The sequence below is a fragment of the Nonomuraea sp. NPDC005650 genome (assembly GCF_040605375.1).
Taxonomy (GTDB): domain Bacteria; phylum Actinomycetota; class Actinomycetes; order Streptosporangiales; family Streptosporangiaceae; genus Nonomuraea.
In genome coordinates this window covers 238,760-251,861 of the sequence record NZ_JBEXCR010000011.1, presented here as the reverse complement: position 1 = coordinate 251,861, position 13,102 = coordinate 238,760, and the positions used below count along the sequence as shown (strand labels likewise).

General features: G+C 71.2%; 15 protein-coding genes. 7 read left to right on the top strand and 8 right to left on the bottom strand.

The genetic code is table 11. The annotated features are described in order from the left end of the window. Positions 1 to 58 precede the first annotated feature (58 nt). Entirely contained in the window at positions 59 to 1,798 is a 1,740-nt protein-coding gene (locus ABZS69_RS21020; RefSeq protein ID WP_355374743.1) for a BTAD domain-containing putative transcriptional regulator, read from the top strand. Here the strand turns inward: ABZS69_RS21020 and ABZS69_RS21015 are convergent. From ABZS69_RS21015 to ABZS69_RS21005, 3 genes are read right to left on the bottom strand one after another with little or no spacing between them, the layout of a single operon-like run. Next, entirely contained in the window at positions 1,782 to 2,204 is a 423-nt protein-coding gene (locus ABZS69_RS21015) for a S26 family signal peptidase (RefSeq protein WP_355374740.1), read from the bottom strand. The genes ABZS69_RS21020 and ABZS69_RS21015 overlap by 17 nt on opposite strands. Beyond that, positions 2,201 to 4,030: an ABC transporter ATP-binding protein gene (locus ABZS69_RS21010; protein ID WP_355374738.1), complete on the bottom strand. Its 1,830-nt coding sequence runs from the start codon at positions 4,028 to 4,030 to the stop codon at positions 2,201 to 2,203. Before ABZS69_RS21010 ends, ABZS69_RS21015 begins: the two co-directional genes overlap by 4 nt. 2 nt (positions 4,031 to 4,032) lie before the next feature. After that, entirely contained in the window at positions 4,033 to 4,584 is a 552-nt protein-coding gene (locus tag ABZS69_RS21005) for a TlpA disulfide reductase family protein (protein ID WP_355374736.1), read from the bottom strand. Between the two features lie 146 nt (positions 4,585 to 4,730). Between ABZS69_RS21005 and ABZS69_RS21000 the strand changes: the two genes are divergently transcribed. Then, the gene (locus ABZS69_RS21000; protein ID WP_185078139.1) at positions 4,731 to 4,913 is read left to right on the top strand and encodes a hypothetical protein; all 183 of its coding nucleotides are present in this window, start codon (positions 4,731 to 4,733) and stop codon (positions 4,911 to 4,913) included. Between the two features lie 54 nt (positions 4,914 to 4,967). Here the strand turns inward: ABZS69_RS21000 and ABZS69_RS20995 are convergent, their stop codons facing one another. Next, entirely contained in the window at positions 4,968 to 5,897 is a 930-nt protein-coding gene (locus ABZS69_RS20995; RefSeq protein ID WP_355374732.1) for a hypothetical protein, read from the bottom strand. Between the two features lie 116 nt (positions 5,898 to 6,013). On the opposite strand from ABZS69_RS20995, the gene ABZS69_RS20990 reads away from it, so the two are divergent. Both ABZS69_RS20990 and ABZS69_RS20985 read left to right on the top strand, forming a co-directional pair. Next, a complete protein-coding gene (locus ABZS69_RS20990; RefSeq protein WP_355374729.1) occupies positions 6,014 to 6,541 on the top strand; it encodes a SigE family RNA polymerase sigma factor in 528 nt (175 codons plus the stop codon). After that, positions 6,528 to 7,250, top strand: a complete 723-nt coding sequence (locus ABZS69_RS20985) for a hypothetical protein (protein ID WP_355374726.1) — start codon at positions 6,528 to 6,530, stop codon at positions 7,248 to 7,250. The genes ABZS69_RS20990 and ABZS69_RS20985 overlap by 14 nt, the downstream gene beginning before the upstream one ends. A gap of 9 nt (positions 7,251 to 7,259) precedes the next feature. Here the strand turns inward: ABZS69_RS20985 and ABZS69_RS20980 are convergent, their stop codons facing one another. After that, positions 7,260 to 8,363, bottom strand: coding sequence for an SGNH/GDSL hydrolase family protein (locus ABZS69_RS20980; RefSeq protein WP_355374724.1), 1,104 nt, complete (start codon positions 8,361 to 8,363; stop codon positions 7,260 to 7,262). Positions 8,364 to 8,534: 171 nt separating this feature from the next. Between ABZS69_RS20980 and ABZS69_RS20975 the strand changes: the two genes are divergently transcribed. Then, the gene (locus ABZS69_RS20975) at positions 8,535 to 8,966 is read left to right on the top strand and encodes a GNAT family N-acetyltransferase (protein ID WP_355374721.1); all 432 of its coding nucleotides are present in this window, start codon (positions 8,535 to 8,537) and stop codon (positions 8,964 to 8,966) included. 9 nt (positions 8,967 to 8,975) lie between these two features. Here the strand turns inward: ABZS69_RS20975 and ABZS69_RS20970 are convergent, their stop codons facing one another. Then, entirely contained in the window at positions 8,976 to 9,365 is a 390-nt protein-coding gene (locus ABZS69_RS20970) for a VOC family protein (RefSeq protein WP_355374718.1), read from the bottom strand. 90 nt (positions 9,366 to 9,455) lie between these two features. Here ABZS69_RS20970 and ABZS69_RS20965 point away from each other — a divergent pair, with 90 nt between their 5' ends. Next, positions 9,456 to 10,400 (top strand): WYL domain-containing protein, encoded by a 945-nt coding sequence (locus tag ABZS69_RS20965; protein WP_355374716.1) that lies wholly within the window; start codon positions 9,456 to 9,458, stop codon positions 10,398 to 10,400. Positions 10,401 to 10,404: 4 nt separating this feature from the next. Here the strand turns inward: ABZS69_RS20965 and ABZS69_RS20960 are convergent, their stop codons facing one another. Together ABZS69_RS20960 and ABZS69_RS20955 are read right to left on the bottom strand one after the other, a co-directional pair. Next, positions 10,405 to 11,856: a pyridoxal-dependent decarboxylase gene (locus ABZS69_RS20960; RefSeq protein WP_355374713.1), complete on the bottom strand. Its 1,452-nt coding sequence runs from the start codon at positions 11,854 to 11,856 to the stop codon at positions 10,405 to 10,407. Positions 11,857 to 11,970: 114 nt separating this feature from the next. Next, positions 11,971 to 12,174, bottom strand: a complete 204-nt coding sequence (locus ABZS69_RS20955; protein ID WP_355374710.1) for a DUF4236 domain-containing protein — start codon at positions 12,172 to 12,174, stop codon at positions 11,971 to 11,973. Between the two features lie 147 nt (positions 12,175 to 12,321). Between ABZS69_RS20955 and ABZS69_RS20950 the strand changes: the two genes are divergently transcribed. Further along, positions 12,322 to 13,071 carry a metallophosphoesterase gene (locus ABZS69_RS20950; protein WP_355374708.1) on the top strand — a complete coding sequence of 250 codons (750 nt, stop codon included), beginning with the start codon at positions 12,322 to 12,324 and terminating at the stop codon, positions 13,069 to 13,071. The last annotated feature ends 31 nt before the right edge of the window (positions 13,072 to 13,102 follow it).

Below are 13,102 nucleotides of genomic sequence, written 5' to 3'. Positions count from 1 at the left end.
CTCAATGTCCGGTGGCTGACCTTGTTGTGGGCCTTTTCGTTTCCGAGGATTCGAGGTGATGACCCCTGGTTCAATGGAATTCACGGTGCTGGGCGGGCTGGCGATACGGGCGAATGGGCGGTTGCTCAGGCCGGGAGCCCCGAAACAACGCACGCTCACGTCCCTTCTGCTGGTGCGGGCCAACTCGCTGGCCCCGCTTCACGAGATCACCGAGGAATTGTGGGGATCGGCTCCCCCCAAATCCGCCACCGCCAATCTCCGCACTTATGCGGCGCGGCTTCGAGCCGCGTTTCCGGCGGCGGAGCGAGATCGCCTGGTCGTCCGCCCGCTCGGCTATCAGCTGCGGGTCGAGGCGGCCGAACTCGACCTGAAGGCGTTCGAGGACAAGGCGGCGTCCGGTCGTGCGGCGCTCGAAAAGGGACGCGCCGAGGAAGCCCTGCGGCAATGCGAAACGGCGCTCGCCTTGTGGCGCGGGCGGCTGCTGGAGGACGTCCCCCACGGGCCGGTCATCGCCGCCCGTGAGGTCGCGATCGACGAGCAGCGCCGAGCTGTCCAGGAGGACCGCTGCGAAGCACTGTTGCTGCTCGGCCGGCCGGCACCCGCCATCTGGCCCCTCCGTTCGCTCGTCACGGAGCTGCCGCTGCGGGAGCGGGCGTGGGCGCTGCTGATGCGCGCTCTGTACGCCGACCATGACGTCGCCGGGGCGCTCGACGCGTACGAGCAGGCCCGCACCGCGATCACCGGGTCTCTGGGCATCGAGCCGGGCGAGGAGCTGCGGCGCCTCCACCAGGCGATCCTGCGCCGGGACCTGCGCCCGCCCCGCGCGGTCGCCTCGGCCTCCCCGCCGTGCCGGCTACCGCGGAAGCCGGTCATCGTCGGGCGCGAGCCGGAACTCTCCTTTCTCACCCGGCGGCTCGGCGCCGCCGGCGGTGTGGTGGTGGTGCACGGCCCAGCGGGAGCCGGCAAGTCGTCGTTGGCCCTGCACGCCGCCCATCTGGTCGCGGATCGCCATCCGGACGGGCAGCTGTACGTGGACCTGCGACCGCGCCGCCGGCCCGTGAGCGATGCCGATGCCGCCCTCGCGCGATACCGGTCGCTCCTGGCGGAAGGCCGCATGCTCGTGGTGCTGGACAACGCGCCCGGGGTCGCGCACGTCCGCCCGTTCCTCGCGGCCGCCCGGCTCTGCACGTTCCTCGTCACGAGCTGTCCGATGCTCACGACGCTGGACGGCGCGCTGCACCTTCGGCTGGACAGGCTGGGGCAGAAGGAAGCGATGGCGTTCCTGGCGCACCATGTCGATCCGGAAAGGCTGCGGGAAGATCCCGGCGCCGCCGCCGAGGTGGTACGGCTGTGCGGCCGGCTGCCGCTCGCCCTGCGCATCGTCGCCGCCCGGCTGGTCGCGCATCCCGGCTGGTCCGTCCGCGAGCTGGTGGAACGGATGGCCGACGACCGGCACCGGCTCGACGAGCTCCAGGCCGGTGACCTGTCGCTGCGGGCCAGCATGTACGCACAGGTCGAGCACCTCATGGCAAGTGAGCACCCGATGGATCGGCTCGCCATCGAGGTGTTCCGGCAGCTCGGCTCGCTTCCCGCCGCGGAGATCAGCGCGGGGGAGGCCGCCCGGAGGCTCCATGCGCCTGTCAGGAGCATCAGCCGGGCACTCGATCGGCTGGTCGAGATGGAGCTGCTCGCTTTCCACGCGCGTGACCGCTACCGGATGACGGAGCTGCCCCGGCTCCTGGCCCGGGACATCGCCACGGTGTCCCGGGGCGCCCTGAGGCTCATGCCCGGCGTTTGACCGTCGTCCCGAGCAGGCTCTCGCCGTCGAAGAAGCCCACCGTCCGGGAATCCAGGCTCCAGTCGGAGTTGTCGCCCCGCACGATGAACTTCCCGGCGGGGATGGGCGTGCCCGCGGGCCGGCTGACGGCGGTCGCCACATCGGCGGGGATGGGGTCACCGGCGACCCCCGCCACCCGTTTGATCAGCAGCAGCGGGATCGAATCCGTCGCCGCCCACCGCACCACGACGACGTCGCCCCGGCGCAGGCGGTCGACTCCGGCGCGTACCACCAGCACGCGTTCACCGCCGCTGTAGGTGGGCGCCATGCTCGTGCCGGTGATGGTCACGGCGACGAACCGGCGCCTGACGTACGCGAGGCCGAGCGCCACGGCGCCGCCTACGACGGCGAGAATCCAGCCGTTCACGACGGCACGCTCTGCTCGTCGGCCCGGTATCCCCGCGCCTGCCTGGTGAACAGCCGCGCGTAGGTGCGGCCCAGCGTGAGGAGCTCCTCGTGGGTTCCGTACTCGGTCACCTGGCCGTCCTCCAGCACGGCTATGGCGCTCGCGTCCGTCATGGCACCGAGCCGGTGCGACACGAGCACGCTCGTGCGGCCCGCGCGATATCGCCGCAGTCGCTGGTGGATCTCGTGTTCGGCGTCGGCGTCGAGCCCCGAGCTCGGCTCGTCGAGAATCATCAGGTCGCAGTGGTCGCGGAGCATCGCACGGGCGAGCGCGACGCGCTGCCACTGCCCGCCGGACAAATAGACCCCCGTGCTCGCGTCGGTCTTGTCGGCCTCGCTGAAGAACAGCCGCGAGAGCAGGGTCTCGTAGCCGTCGGGCAGCCCGGCGAGGAGGGAATGGGCGCCCGCGTCGCGTGCGGCGGCCTCGATGCGGGGCCGGTCATGGAGCGCGCGGACGTCACCCAGGCCGACGTTCTCCGCGGCCGTCAAGTCATAGGCCATGAAGTCCTGGAACACCGCGCTGATCCTGCTCCGCAACGTCTCCGGCGGCACCTCGCGGATGTCCACGCCGTCCCAGAGGATGACGCCCCGGTCGGGGTCGTAGAACCGGCACAACAACTTGACGATCGTGCTCTTGCCCGCGCCGTTCACGCCGACCAGACCGAGTACGGAGCCGTACGGAATGAACAGGTTGACGCCCCGCAGCGCCCAGGGATGCTCCGGCGAGTACCGGAACCAGACGTCGCGGAGCTCGATCCCCTGCCGCAGCCCCGCCAGCGGACGCCGGCGCGACGGCGCGGGGAGGTCGGGCCCGGCGTTCACGACGGCCCGATAATGGTCGAACATCAGGAGCTGGAAATGAGCCCCCGCGACCTCGGTGACCAGGCGTCCGAGCGCGAGCCCCACGCCTGCCACCGCGGCCGCGAACATCGTGACGTCGCCCACGGAAAGTTGCCCCGAGCCGGCTGCCCGGACGGCCCAGACGAGGCCCGCGCCGGACACCGTCGCGCTGACCAGGCCGAGGCCGCCCTGCGTGAGCATTTCGCGTCTGCTGGTGCGCCGCTCGGCGGCGTTCGCGGAAAGCCTGTCGGCGCGCATCAGGCCGCGCAGGTGACCGCCGATGCCGAACAGCCGCACCTCCTTGGCGGCGTCCACGCTTCCCAGCAGATCCCCGAAGAAGATCTCCCGCCTCTGCAGCGGCCCGATGTGCCAGAACATCTGGGCCCGCCGCCGGGACAGCAGGAATTCGGCGATCGTCATCGGAATCGCTCCCATGAGCACCGCCACGACCATCAGGGGACTGATGACGATGAGCGAGCCCAGGAATCCGGCGACGCTGATCGCCGCCTGGACGAGGGAGAGCACCGCGGCGACGACCCGCCCCGGGGCGACCACGCCCGACTGTTTGGCCATGCGCAGCCGGTCCAGGAAGGCGGGATCCTCGAAGCGCCCGAGCCCGGCGAAGGAGTTGACCACCGCGTACAGGCGATCATCGGCCAGCAGCGCCACGGAGCGGCCGAGCTCCTCGGTGACATATTGGGCGGCACGCGGCAGGACGGTGACGACGGCTCCGGTGACCGCCAATCCGGCGCCGAGACCGGTCAGCGTCGTCGCGTCGGCGTGGCCGGTGGAGATCTGGTCCAGGATCAGCTTGGTCAGCCACGAGACGGCGACGGGGACGGCGCCGCTCACGACGGTGAGGCCCACGTACACCAGCAACGTCGCCGGACCGGCCCGCCAGGCCAGGCCGAGGGCATGGCCGACGCCTCCCAGGCGAGGCAGCCGCACCGTCAGGCCGTTGCGACGTCGTGCGGCAGCAGTGCGGCGGGGGCCGACTCGGATCGGAGCACCTGCCCCGAGGAGTCCACCACCCCGAAGAGCGGGTACGCCGTCACGCCGAACCCCGTGGCGATCGGCCCGTCGGGCGCCTCGACCACGGCCCTCGCCACGGGGGTCAGCCGCTCGACGTACTCGGTGGCGCGGTCGCGTTTGCCGATGACGACCACCAGGGTGTTCCGCCGGCCGCCCGGCCACTTCTTCGCGGCTTCGACGAGGTGGGGCAGGCTTTCCTCGCACGGTTCGCAGCCGGGGGTCAGGAAGGCGACGAGGGTGTCGCCCGCGAGCAGCGCCCGCGCGACCGGCTCCCCGTCGGTCGTGGTGGCGGCGAAGTCCCCGACCTGGCTGCCCACCGGCAGAGAGGGTACCTCGCCCATGATCGGGGTCGCCCGGCCGGTGAGCAGCTCCGTGTGCTCGCGGAGCCGCCGGATCACACCGAACGTGAGCAGCAGATTGAGCACCGTCAGCACGCTGACGAACGCAACGATCGCGACGAGACCTGACATGGGTCCTCTCCCTTTCGCCGTGGCCGGGCATCGGAACCCTAGGAACCGCGGCGATAGGCCCCGCATACGCACTCGTGTATCGGCCCGATCGGCAGCCTCTCTACGGTCGACTCCGAGAACCGTCGGCGTTCCGCTTGGAGGCGGGAATGAACAGATTGTTCGGCAAGGTCAGCGACTTCATGCTCGGCCTGGTGGTGCCAAGGGCCGAGGCGGCGGCGTACGCTCCGCCCCCGGAGTGGATCGGGTGTTGCGACTTCCAGATCTGCAAGTTCCGGAGCGGGAGCGGCGTGATCGCGTGCGCCCAGTGCCTGGACCCGCGCTGCCGATGACCGTGTAGGCGCGAAGGCCCGTCCGGACGGGCCTTCGCGCCTGTTCCGTCCGCCTTACGGCAGGGCGGGCACGGCCGGCGCGGCGTCGGTCCAGCCGGCCTGGAGCACGGTCTGGTTGCCGGCCTCGCCACGGGACTCCTTGCCGTTGATCACGCTCGTCTGCCCTTCGGACAGCAGGAGCATCGTGCCGGTGTCGATGACCAGGTCGGTCGTGGCCTTGGTCGGTTCTTTCCGATCGCCCGTCTGAAATTCGATCGAGAGGGCCATGCCGGTCCTGCCCGCACCGTCCACGGTCTTTCCGCGAGCGCGGACGCCGGGCATCGTCAGCAGGGCCTGGTAGGCCGCCGCGCGGACCTCCTTCGGCGCCGGAAGCCGGTAGAGGAGATCAGGCAGCGCCCAGGTGACGTCCCTGTCCACGGCGTTCTCCTGAGCGCGTGAGACCCGCGCGGCCTGCGCGAGCCAGGACTTCAGCGCGTTCGGGTCCGCGGGCAGCCGCTGGACCTCCTCGTACGTCAGCCGCTGCCCGGCCAGCAAGAACGTGTTGTCCCCCCGCGCGGGGGAGACGTGGCCCTTGGCCGGTTGGGTGGACAGCGCCACGGTCTGGCCGTCGGCCGTGCGGCTCCACTTGGCGGGCGAGCCGTCGCGGCGCCACGCCGCGCGGTCCGCCGCGCTCTCCGGGTACGCCCCCAGCTCCCGGGACCCGACCCAGGATCTGCCGTCCGGCGTGGTCCATCGCTCGATGAGCTGCTGCTCGACCACCCAGTAGCGGTTCGCGCCGCTGCCGAGACGGCGAGGACTGGTCTTCTTGAACAGCATTCTCGTATGCCAGTAGGCGCCTTCCGGCGGAGCCGACGCGGCGGCCGTGAGCCGTACTTCCGGCGCCTTCGCGAGGCTCGGCAGACCCAGTAGCGCTGCGGCGCCCATGGCGGCCAGGCCGGCCCCGACGGCGATCAGCGGCCGGACCGGTGCGGTCGCGCGCTTCATGTGCTTCCTCCAGATATCCGATTCGACGTCCTCCAATACGCCCGGGCGTCGCGGGAGGTTGCCCGCGCGACGGTGGCAACCGTTGGGAGCGGCCGAGGCGTATAAGGGGGCGTGAAATGGGACAGAAAGCCATGAGCGGCACGCACGACGACTTCGGCGAGTTCGTGGCCGCCAGGGCCACGACCCTGCTGCGGGTCGCCTACCTCGCCTGCGGGAACGAGGCGGAGGCGGAGGACCTGCTGCAGACCGCGCTGGAGCGTACCTACAGGAACTGGGACCGGGTGCGGCGCGACACCGTCGAGCCCTATGTGCGCCGCGTCATCGTCAACACCGCCATCAGCCGGGCCCGCCGCCGGGCGATCCTGAACATCATCCCGATGCGCGTCCCGCCGGACAGAGCGGCCCGCTCGGCCGACGTCGACCTGCGTCACGTGCTCATGGACGCGCTGCGCGACCTGCCTCCCCGGCAGCGCGCGGTGGTCGTCCTGCGCTACTGGGAGGACCTCAGCGAGACGCAGACCGCGGAGGTGCTCGGCTGCACGGTCGGCACGGTGAAGAGCCAGGCGTCGAAGGCGATGGCCAAGCTGCGTACGGCACTGGGCGAGGAGTCTTTGAAAGGAGTGATCGGGAATGCCCACGCTTGAGGACCAGATCCGCCGGATCATGGCGGAGGAGACCGCGCGGCTGCACGCCGCGCCCGACCTCGTGGAGCGGGTCGTCCGGTCCTCGCGGCGGAAGAGGCGGCGCGGCCGGATCGCGGCCCTGGCCGCGTCGGTGGCCGTGGCCGCGTCGGCCCCCCTCTACCTGACGGTGGCCCCGGGCACCATGCAGACGCCCGTCGTCTCCGAGACGCCGGACCCGCCCGCCATCGATGACACCCCGCCCGCGCGGTCCGAGCCCCCGGACCTCGGGGACCTGGGCGACGGAAAGACGCTCAAGAACGTCAGGGTGGGTTACCTGCCCGACGGCCTGCGGTGGTCCCACTGGTCGTTGGACAACGGCGAGACCTACACGACCTCGTGGAACTTCGACGGCGACAGGAAAGGCTTCTACTGCGTCCAGATCTACGTGTACGAGGGCCAGGCCGTCCAGGAACTCGACGACAGCGTGCAGGCGTACCGCGACGAGGGGCAGGGCAAGGAGGTGACCGTCGGCGACCGGACCGGGTACGCGGTCGTCGAAGGGGTCGGCGAGGACGGCATGAAGGGCACTCCCACGCTCATCCTGAACATGGGGGAGCGACGCAGGGCCAGGATCAGTTTCAGCCCTGTGTACGTGAAGAAGTTCCCCGATGCCAAGGCCGTCGACCGCGAGCTGGCCAGGATCGCCGAAGGGCTCACCGCCGTCGACTAGCGGCTCCGGTCACCAGCGCAGGGGGAGGGTGGCGACGAACTCGCCGAGCCGGTCGGCGATGATCCGGTGGTCGTGGACGGACGGGTGCCAGTGGCAGCCGAGGTAGTCCAGGCCGGACTCGCTGTAGTACCAGTAACGGATCCGGTCGTCGCCCCCGCTGTTGCGCTCCTGGACGATCTGCTGCGCGGTCTCGGCGAACACGGTGGTGTTGGACATGTGGGTGGCGCTGACCACGATGGTCGTGCGGGGGCCGTACCGGGCGCGGAGCTTGTCAAGGAAGCCCTGGTAGGCGGTGCGATAGGCGGCCACCAACGTCTCCGGGGTCCACGGCTCGCCGGGGTTGATCGCGGTGGAGAAGTCGTTGATGCCCAGGCCGATCACGACCAGCTGGGGATGCCAGGTGCCCGGGTTCTGCCAGACGTCGCCGGGGACGTTCAGCAGGGCCCGGTCGTAGTAGGTGCGGTAGTCGGTGCCGGGGTCGCTGCCGTTGTAGTTGCGCACCATGCCGCGACCGGAGAAGGCGTTGATCTGGTAGTCGGCGTTCAGGCGCCGGGCGGTGAGGGCGCCGAAGCTGAGGTCGGCGTCGGTGGTCCTGGCGACTTGGTCGCCGGTGCAGTCGCGCGAGTCGGAGCGGTTGCCGTAGCCGACGGTGTAGGAGTCGCCGATGAACTCGATCTGCCGGTGGCGCGCGGCGGGCCTGCCGAGGATCGCGCCGCCGGGGGCGGCGACGAACCCGCCGAAGGCGCTCGTGGCCCACGGGCTCTCCGTGCGTTTGACGAGCCGTACGCGGTGCGTGCCCCGGGTCAGGCCGTTGACCCAGTACGTCGTCCGGCCCGGCGTCACCAGGGTGGCGACGGTCGCGCCGTCGACCTCGACGGCGTAGTCGTTGTCGGAGTCGTCGAGGACGATCCCGACGCCGGTGCCGCGGAAGCGGCCCTCGAAGTAGACGCCGGGCCAGCTGTATCGCAGGGAGTCCCCATCGGCCTTGACGCGTCCGGCGGTGTGCACCCTGGCGAGGGCGCCGGAGTCCGTACCCGCGTTCGCCAAGCCGGGCGGCAGGACCAGGGAGCCCGCCAACGCGGCCAGTACGACGGTCACACGCACAGTTCGCACAGCTTCTCCTTTTCGGCTGGGCGATTGTAACGAGCGCTTGCCCGGGGGCCGCAAGATCCGGTCAACCCCCTGCGCGCCGACCTGGGCCTTTGCGGCCGTCCCCGTGAAAGGAGAGTGAAACTAAGCTGGAGAGGTTTACTTCGCCGAGGAATATCGGGAGTCCCATAAGTGGTGAGCATCGCTCAGGAGACGTCGTTCGACGAGACCGAGATCTTCGCCCTGTACGACTCGGTGGGCTGGAAGCCCTGGACCCGCGACATCGCCAAGGTGTGCCGGAGCCTGGTGAACTCGCACCTCGTCCTCGTCGCCAGGGACGAGGACGGGCGCCTGCTCGGCCTGGCCCGGACGGTCTCCGACGACGAGCTGGTCTGCTACGTGCAGGAGCTGCTCGTCGACGGGAGGTTCCACGGCCAGGGGATCGGGCGGCGGCTGCTGGAGCGCCTGAAGGAGCGGTACGCGCACTGCCGCTACTTCGTGCTCACCACCGACCACGAGTCCACCCGGGAAGGGGTCGCCAACCACGCCTTCTACCGGCGGCTGGGCCTGATCGAGCACCACGAGCAGGGGCTGTCCGCCTTCGGGCTGAGGGTCGGCGACTCCTGAGCGCCCCGGTCACTTGGCGAGCACGTCCAGGTAGTGCGGGTTGAACATGACGCCGAGCAGGTTGCCGAACGGGTCGATCACGGACGCGGTGACGAACCCCTCGCCGCGCTCCGTGATCGGCTGGTACTCCTTGGCCCCCAGGGCGAGCAGCCGGTCGAGGGCGGCCCGCAGGTCGTCCACGTGCCAGTACATGATCGAGCCCGCGGGCCCGTCGGTCGCGCCCGCCGGGGCGTAACGGGCGTCGATGATGCCCAGCTCGTGCCGGTAGTCGCCGACGCGGAACTCGATGTAGCCCGGCACCTGGTAGTACGGCTCGAAACCGAGCAACTCGGTGTACCAGGCCTTGGCCGCCTCGAGGTCGGCGGCGTAGAAGCTGATCGTGGCGAATCCGCGGAGCATCTGTGTGGTCCTTCCTTCGGGGTGATGTCCACGATTCTTCCGGTCAAAGTGCTCATCCAATGAGCACTTTTCCGGGGAGAATTTCCTGCCATGCGAGCCGATCGACTTGTTGCCGTCCTGCTGCTCATGCAGTCCCGCGGCCGGGTGACCGCGGCCGAGCTGGCCGCGGAGCTGGAAGTCTCCGTGGCCACCGCGCGCCGCGACCTCGAAGCGCTGTCCGCCGCCGGCGTGCCCGTCTATCCGCAGGCCGGGCGCGGCGGCGGCTGGTCGCTGCTGGGCGGCGCCAGGACCGACCTCAGCGGGCTCACCGCGAACGAGGCCGAGGCGCTGTTCCTGCTGGCCGGCCCGGCCGCGGCCGCCACGCCCGAGGTCGAGTCCGCGCTGCGCAAGCTGGTGCGGGCCCTGCCCCAGACGTTCAGGGACGACGCCGAGGCGGCCGCCGACGCCGTGGTGATCGACCCCACCGGCTGGGGTGAGCGCGACCCCGACCGCCCCGAGCTGGCGCGGGTCCTGCAGAGCGCCACCGTACGCCGCCGCAAGGTCAGGCTCGGGTACGAGGGCCGCTCCGGCGAGCGGACGCACCGGCTCGTCGAGCCCTGGGGCCTGGTGGACAAGGACGACGTCTGGTACCTGATCGCCGGCACCGAGGCCGGGCAGCGCACGTTCCGGGTGGACCGGATCGTCGAGGCCGAGGTGACGGAGCTGGCGTTCGAGCGGCCGGAGGGGTTCGTGCTGTCGGAGGCGTGGGGGAAGGTCGTGGACGAGATGGAGCGGCGGCGCTCGCTGCTGTCCGCGACCGTGCTCATCGCCGAGCGGTTCCTGCCGGTGCTGCGCCACCAGTTCGGGCGCCACTGCGAGGTCGAACGCGTCGAGGAGGACGGGCGGGCCAGGGTGCGGGTGGCCGCGCCGATGGCGTTGACGATCGCCGAGCAGCTGGCCGGATGGGGGGCGACGGTGGAGGTCGTGGAGCCGGAGGAGGTCAGGGCCCACCTGGCCAGGATCGGCTCCGAGCTCGTGGAACGCTACCGTGCCTGACCCGCTACGGGAGCGTGGCCGACAGGGCCGCGTGCTCCCACCGGATGTGCTCCCACGCCTGCTCCACGTGCCGCCGCTCGGTCGCCACGCCGCCGATGGCCATCCGCAGCACCACCCGGTCACCGATCCTGGTGTGCGTCATGTAGAGGGACCCGCTGGCGTTGAGCAGCTCCAGCAGCCGCATCGTGGCCCGGTCCGCCTCGTCCGCCGCCAGCCCCGGCCACACCGGGCGGAAGCACACGAGCCCGAGCGGATGCGGCTCGTGCACCTCGAAGCCGGGCTCCGCGGAGATCCACGACGCCAGCTCCTGCGCCAGCGCCACCCCCTTGCGGATGTGCGCGCGCAGCCCCTCGGCCCCGTACCAGCGGATCACCGACCACAGCTTCAGCGCCCTGAACCGCCTGCCCAGCGGCACCTGCCAGTCCCGGTAGTCGACGACGGAGCCGGCCGAGGTGGCCGGGTTCCTGAGGAACTCGGGCATGACCGACAGCGCGTCCAGCAGCGGGGCGCGGTCGGCCGTCCAGAGCACGGTGCAGTCGAAGTTGGTCAGCAGCCATTTGTGCGGGTTCGTGGAGTAGGAGTCGGCGTACTCGGCCACCCCCTCGTTCAGCCACCGGAGCTCGGGGCAGACCGCCGCCACTCCCGCGTAGGCCGCGTCCACGTGCAGCCAGATCCCGCGCTCGCGGCACACCTCGCCGATCGCGGGCACCGGGTCGACGGCGGTGGTGGAGGTGGTGCCGACGGTGGCGCACACCATGGCCGGCACGGCGCCGTCCGCCTCGTCCTCCTCCAGCATGGCACGCAGGTGGCCGGGGTCCATGGCCAGCGTACGGGGATCGGCGTCCACCACTCGTACGCCCGCCGCCCCCAGCCCCGTGATCCGCGCCGCCCGCTCCAGCGACGAGTGCGTCTGGGACGACACGTAGATCGTGTACCTCCGGGTGACGCCGTCGGAGGTGACCCGGCCGCCGCTCGCCCGGTGCAGCGCGGCCAGCAGGGCGACCAGGCACGCGCTCGACGCCGAGTCCTGGATGACGCCGCCGCCCGCCCGGTCCGTACGGAAATGATCCGGCAGTCCGAGCAGCCCGGCCAGCCAGTCGACCACCACCGTCTCCAGCTCCGTGCACGCCGGGCTGGTCACCCAGAGCATGCCCTGCACGCCGAGCCCGGCGGACAGCAGCTCGCCCAGGACGGCCGGGCCGCTGGCGTTGGAGGGGAAGTAGGCGAAGAACCCGGGATGCTGCCAGTGCGTGATGCCGGGCAGCAGGATCCGCTCCAGGTCCGCCAGCACGGCCTCGAACGGCTCGCCCCGCTCGGGCGCCGCGGACGGCAGCGCGCGGCGGATGTCACCCGGCTTCGCCTGGGACATCACGGGATGGGACTCGATGCCGGCGAGATAGTCCGCGATCCAGTCGACGACCTGCCTGCCGTGGCGGCGGAATTCCTCCGGACTCATGTGACCGCTCATCCGCCCACTCTGATCGCATGGCGGGCGTTGGGAAAGGGGACGGGCCGGAGGCTTTCCAGCCTCCGGCCCGTCTATGTCGAGCGGTCGGATGACCGCCTTGGGTCAGTAATGTCCGGAGTGGCGCCGGCCGCCGAACGACTTGCCGAGGTGGAAGCCGCCGGGCAGGTGCACGGAGACGTGGCGGCGCCCGTCGGGAGTGGTCGTGACGTGGAAGCGGCGGTTGCCGTAACTGTGGCCGACGCCGTGCCGTGACAGGTTGATCCGGAACGGGCCCACCTTGATGGTCTTCCGGTAGTGCCAGCCCATGTCCCTCCTTCGCCGTTCGTGCGCTCACTTGGACAGCCGTTCGTGCGCTCACTTGGACAACGGACGGGGCCGCCGTCCGGTTCCGGCGGACATCCGGGCCGGGGCTACGGTGGGGGCGCAGGCAGAATCCGGGAAGGACGCCGTCACATGATCGTGATCGCCCATCTGAGCGACATCCACATCGGCGCGACGCCCCAGAGCGTGGGCCGCGCCACCGCCGTCATGCGCTACCTCGACGCGCTCCCCGCCGACCTCGACGCCGTGCTCGTCACCGGCGACATCGCCGACCACGGGCTCCCCGAGGAGTACGAGGAGGCGCGCAAGCTGCTGTCCGCACGCCATCCCGTCCTGGTCGGCCCGGGCAACCACGACGTGCGGGAGCCGTTCCGCCGCGTCCTGCTCGGCGACCAGGGCGGCGGCGCGGGCCCGATCAACCAGGTCCTGCGCACGGACCGGGCCGTCTACGCCATGTGCGACTCCTCCATCCCCGGCGAAAACTCCGGCCACCTGGACGACGAGACGCTCGCCTGGCTGGACGACGTGCTCGCGGGCGCGGACCTGCCGGTGTTCGTGGCCTTCCACCACCCGCCCGCCCTCCTGCACAGCCCGATGATCGACGGCATCCGGCTGCACCGGCACGAGCCCCTGGAAGAGCTGCTCGGCCGGCACCCGAACGTGCCCGCCGTGCTCGTCGGCCACGCCCACACGGCCGCCGCCACCACCTTCGCCGGCCGCCCGCTGCTGGTCGCCCCCGGCGTCGTGTCCACGTTGAAGCTGCCGTGGGAGGGCGGCACGACGTTCGCCAACGGCGTGGACTACGACCTCCCGCCGGCGATCGCGTTCCACGTGCTCGACGACGCGGGCCGGATGACCACGCACTACCGGGTCGTCCCGTAGCCGCGGGGCGGGCCTCCGGGCAGCATCCGCC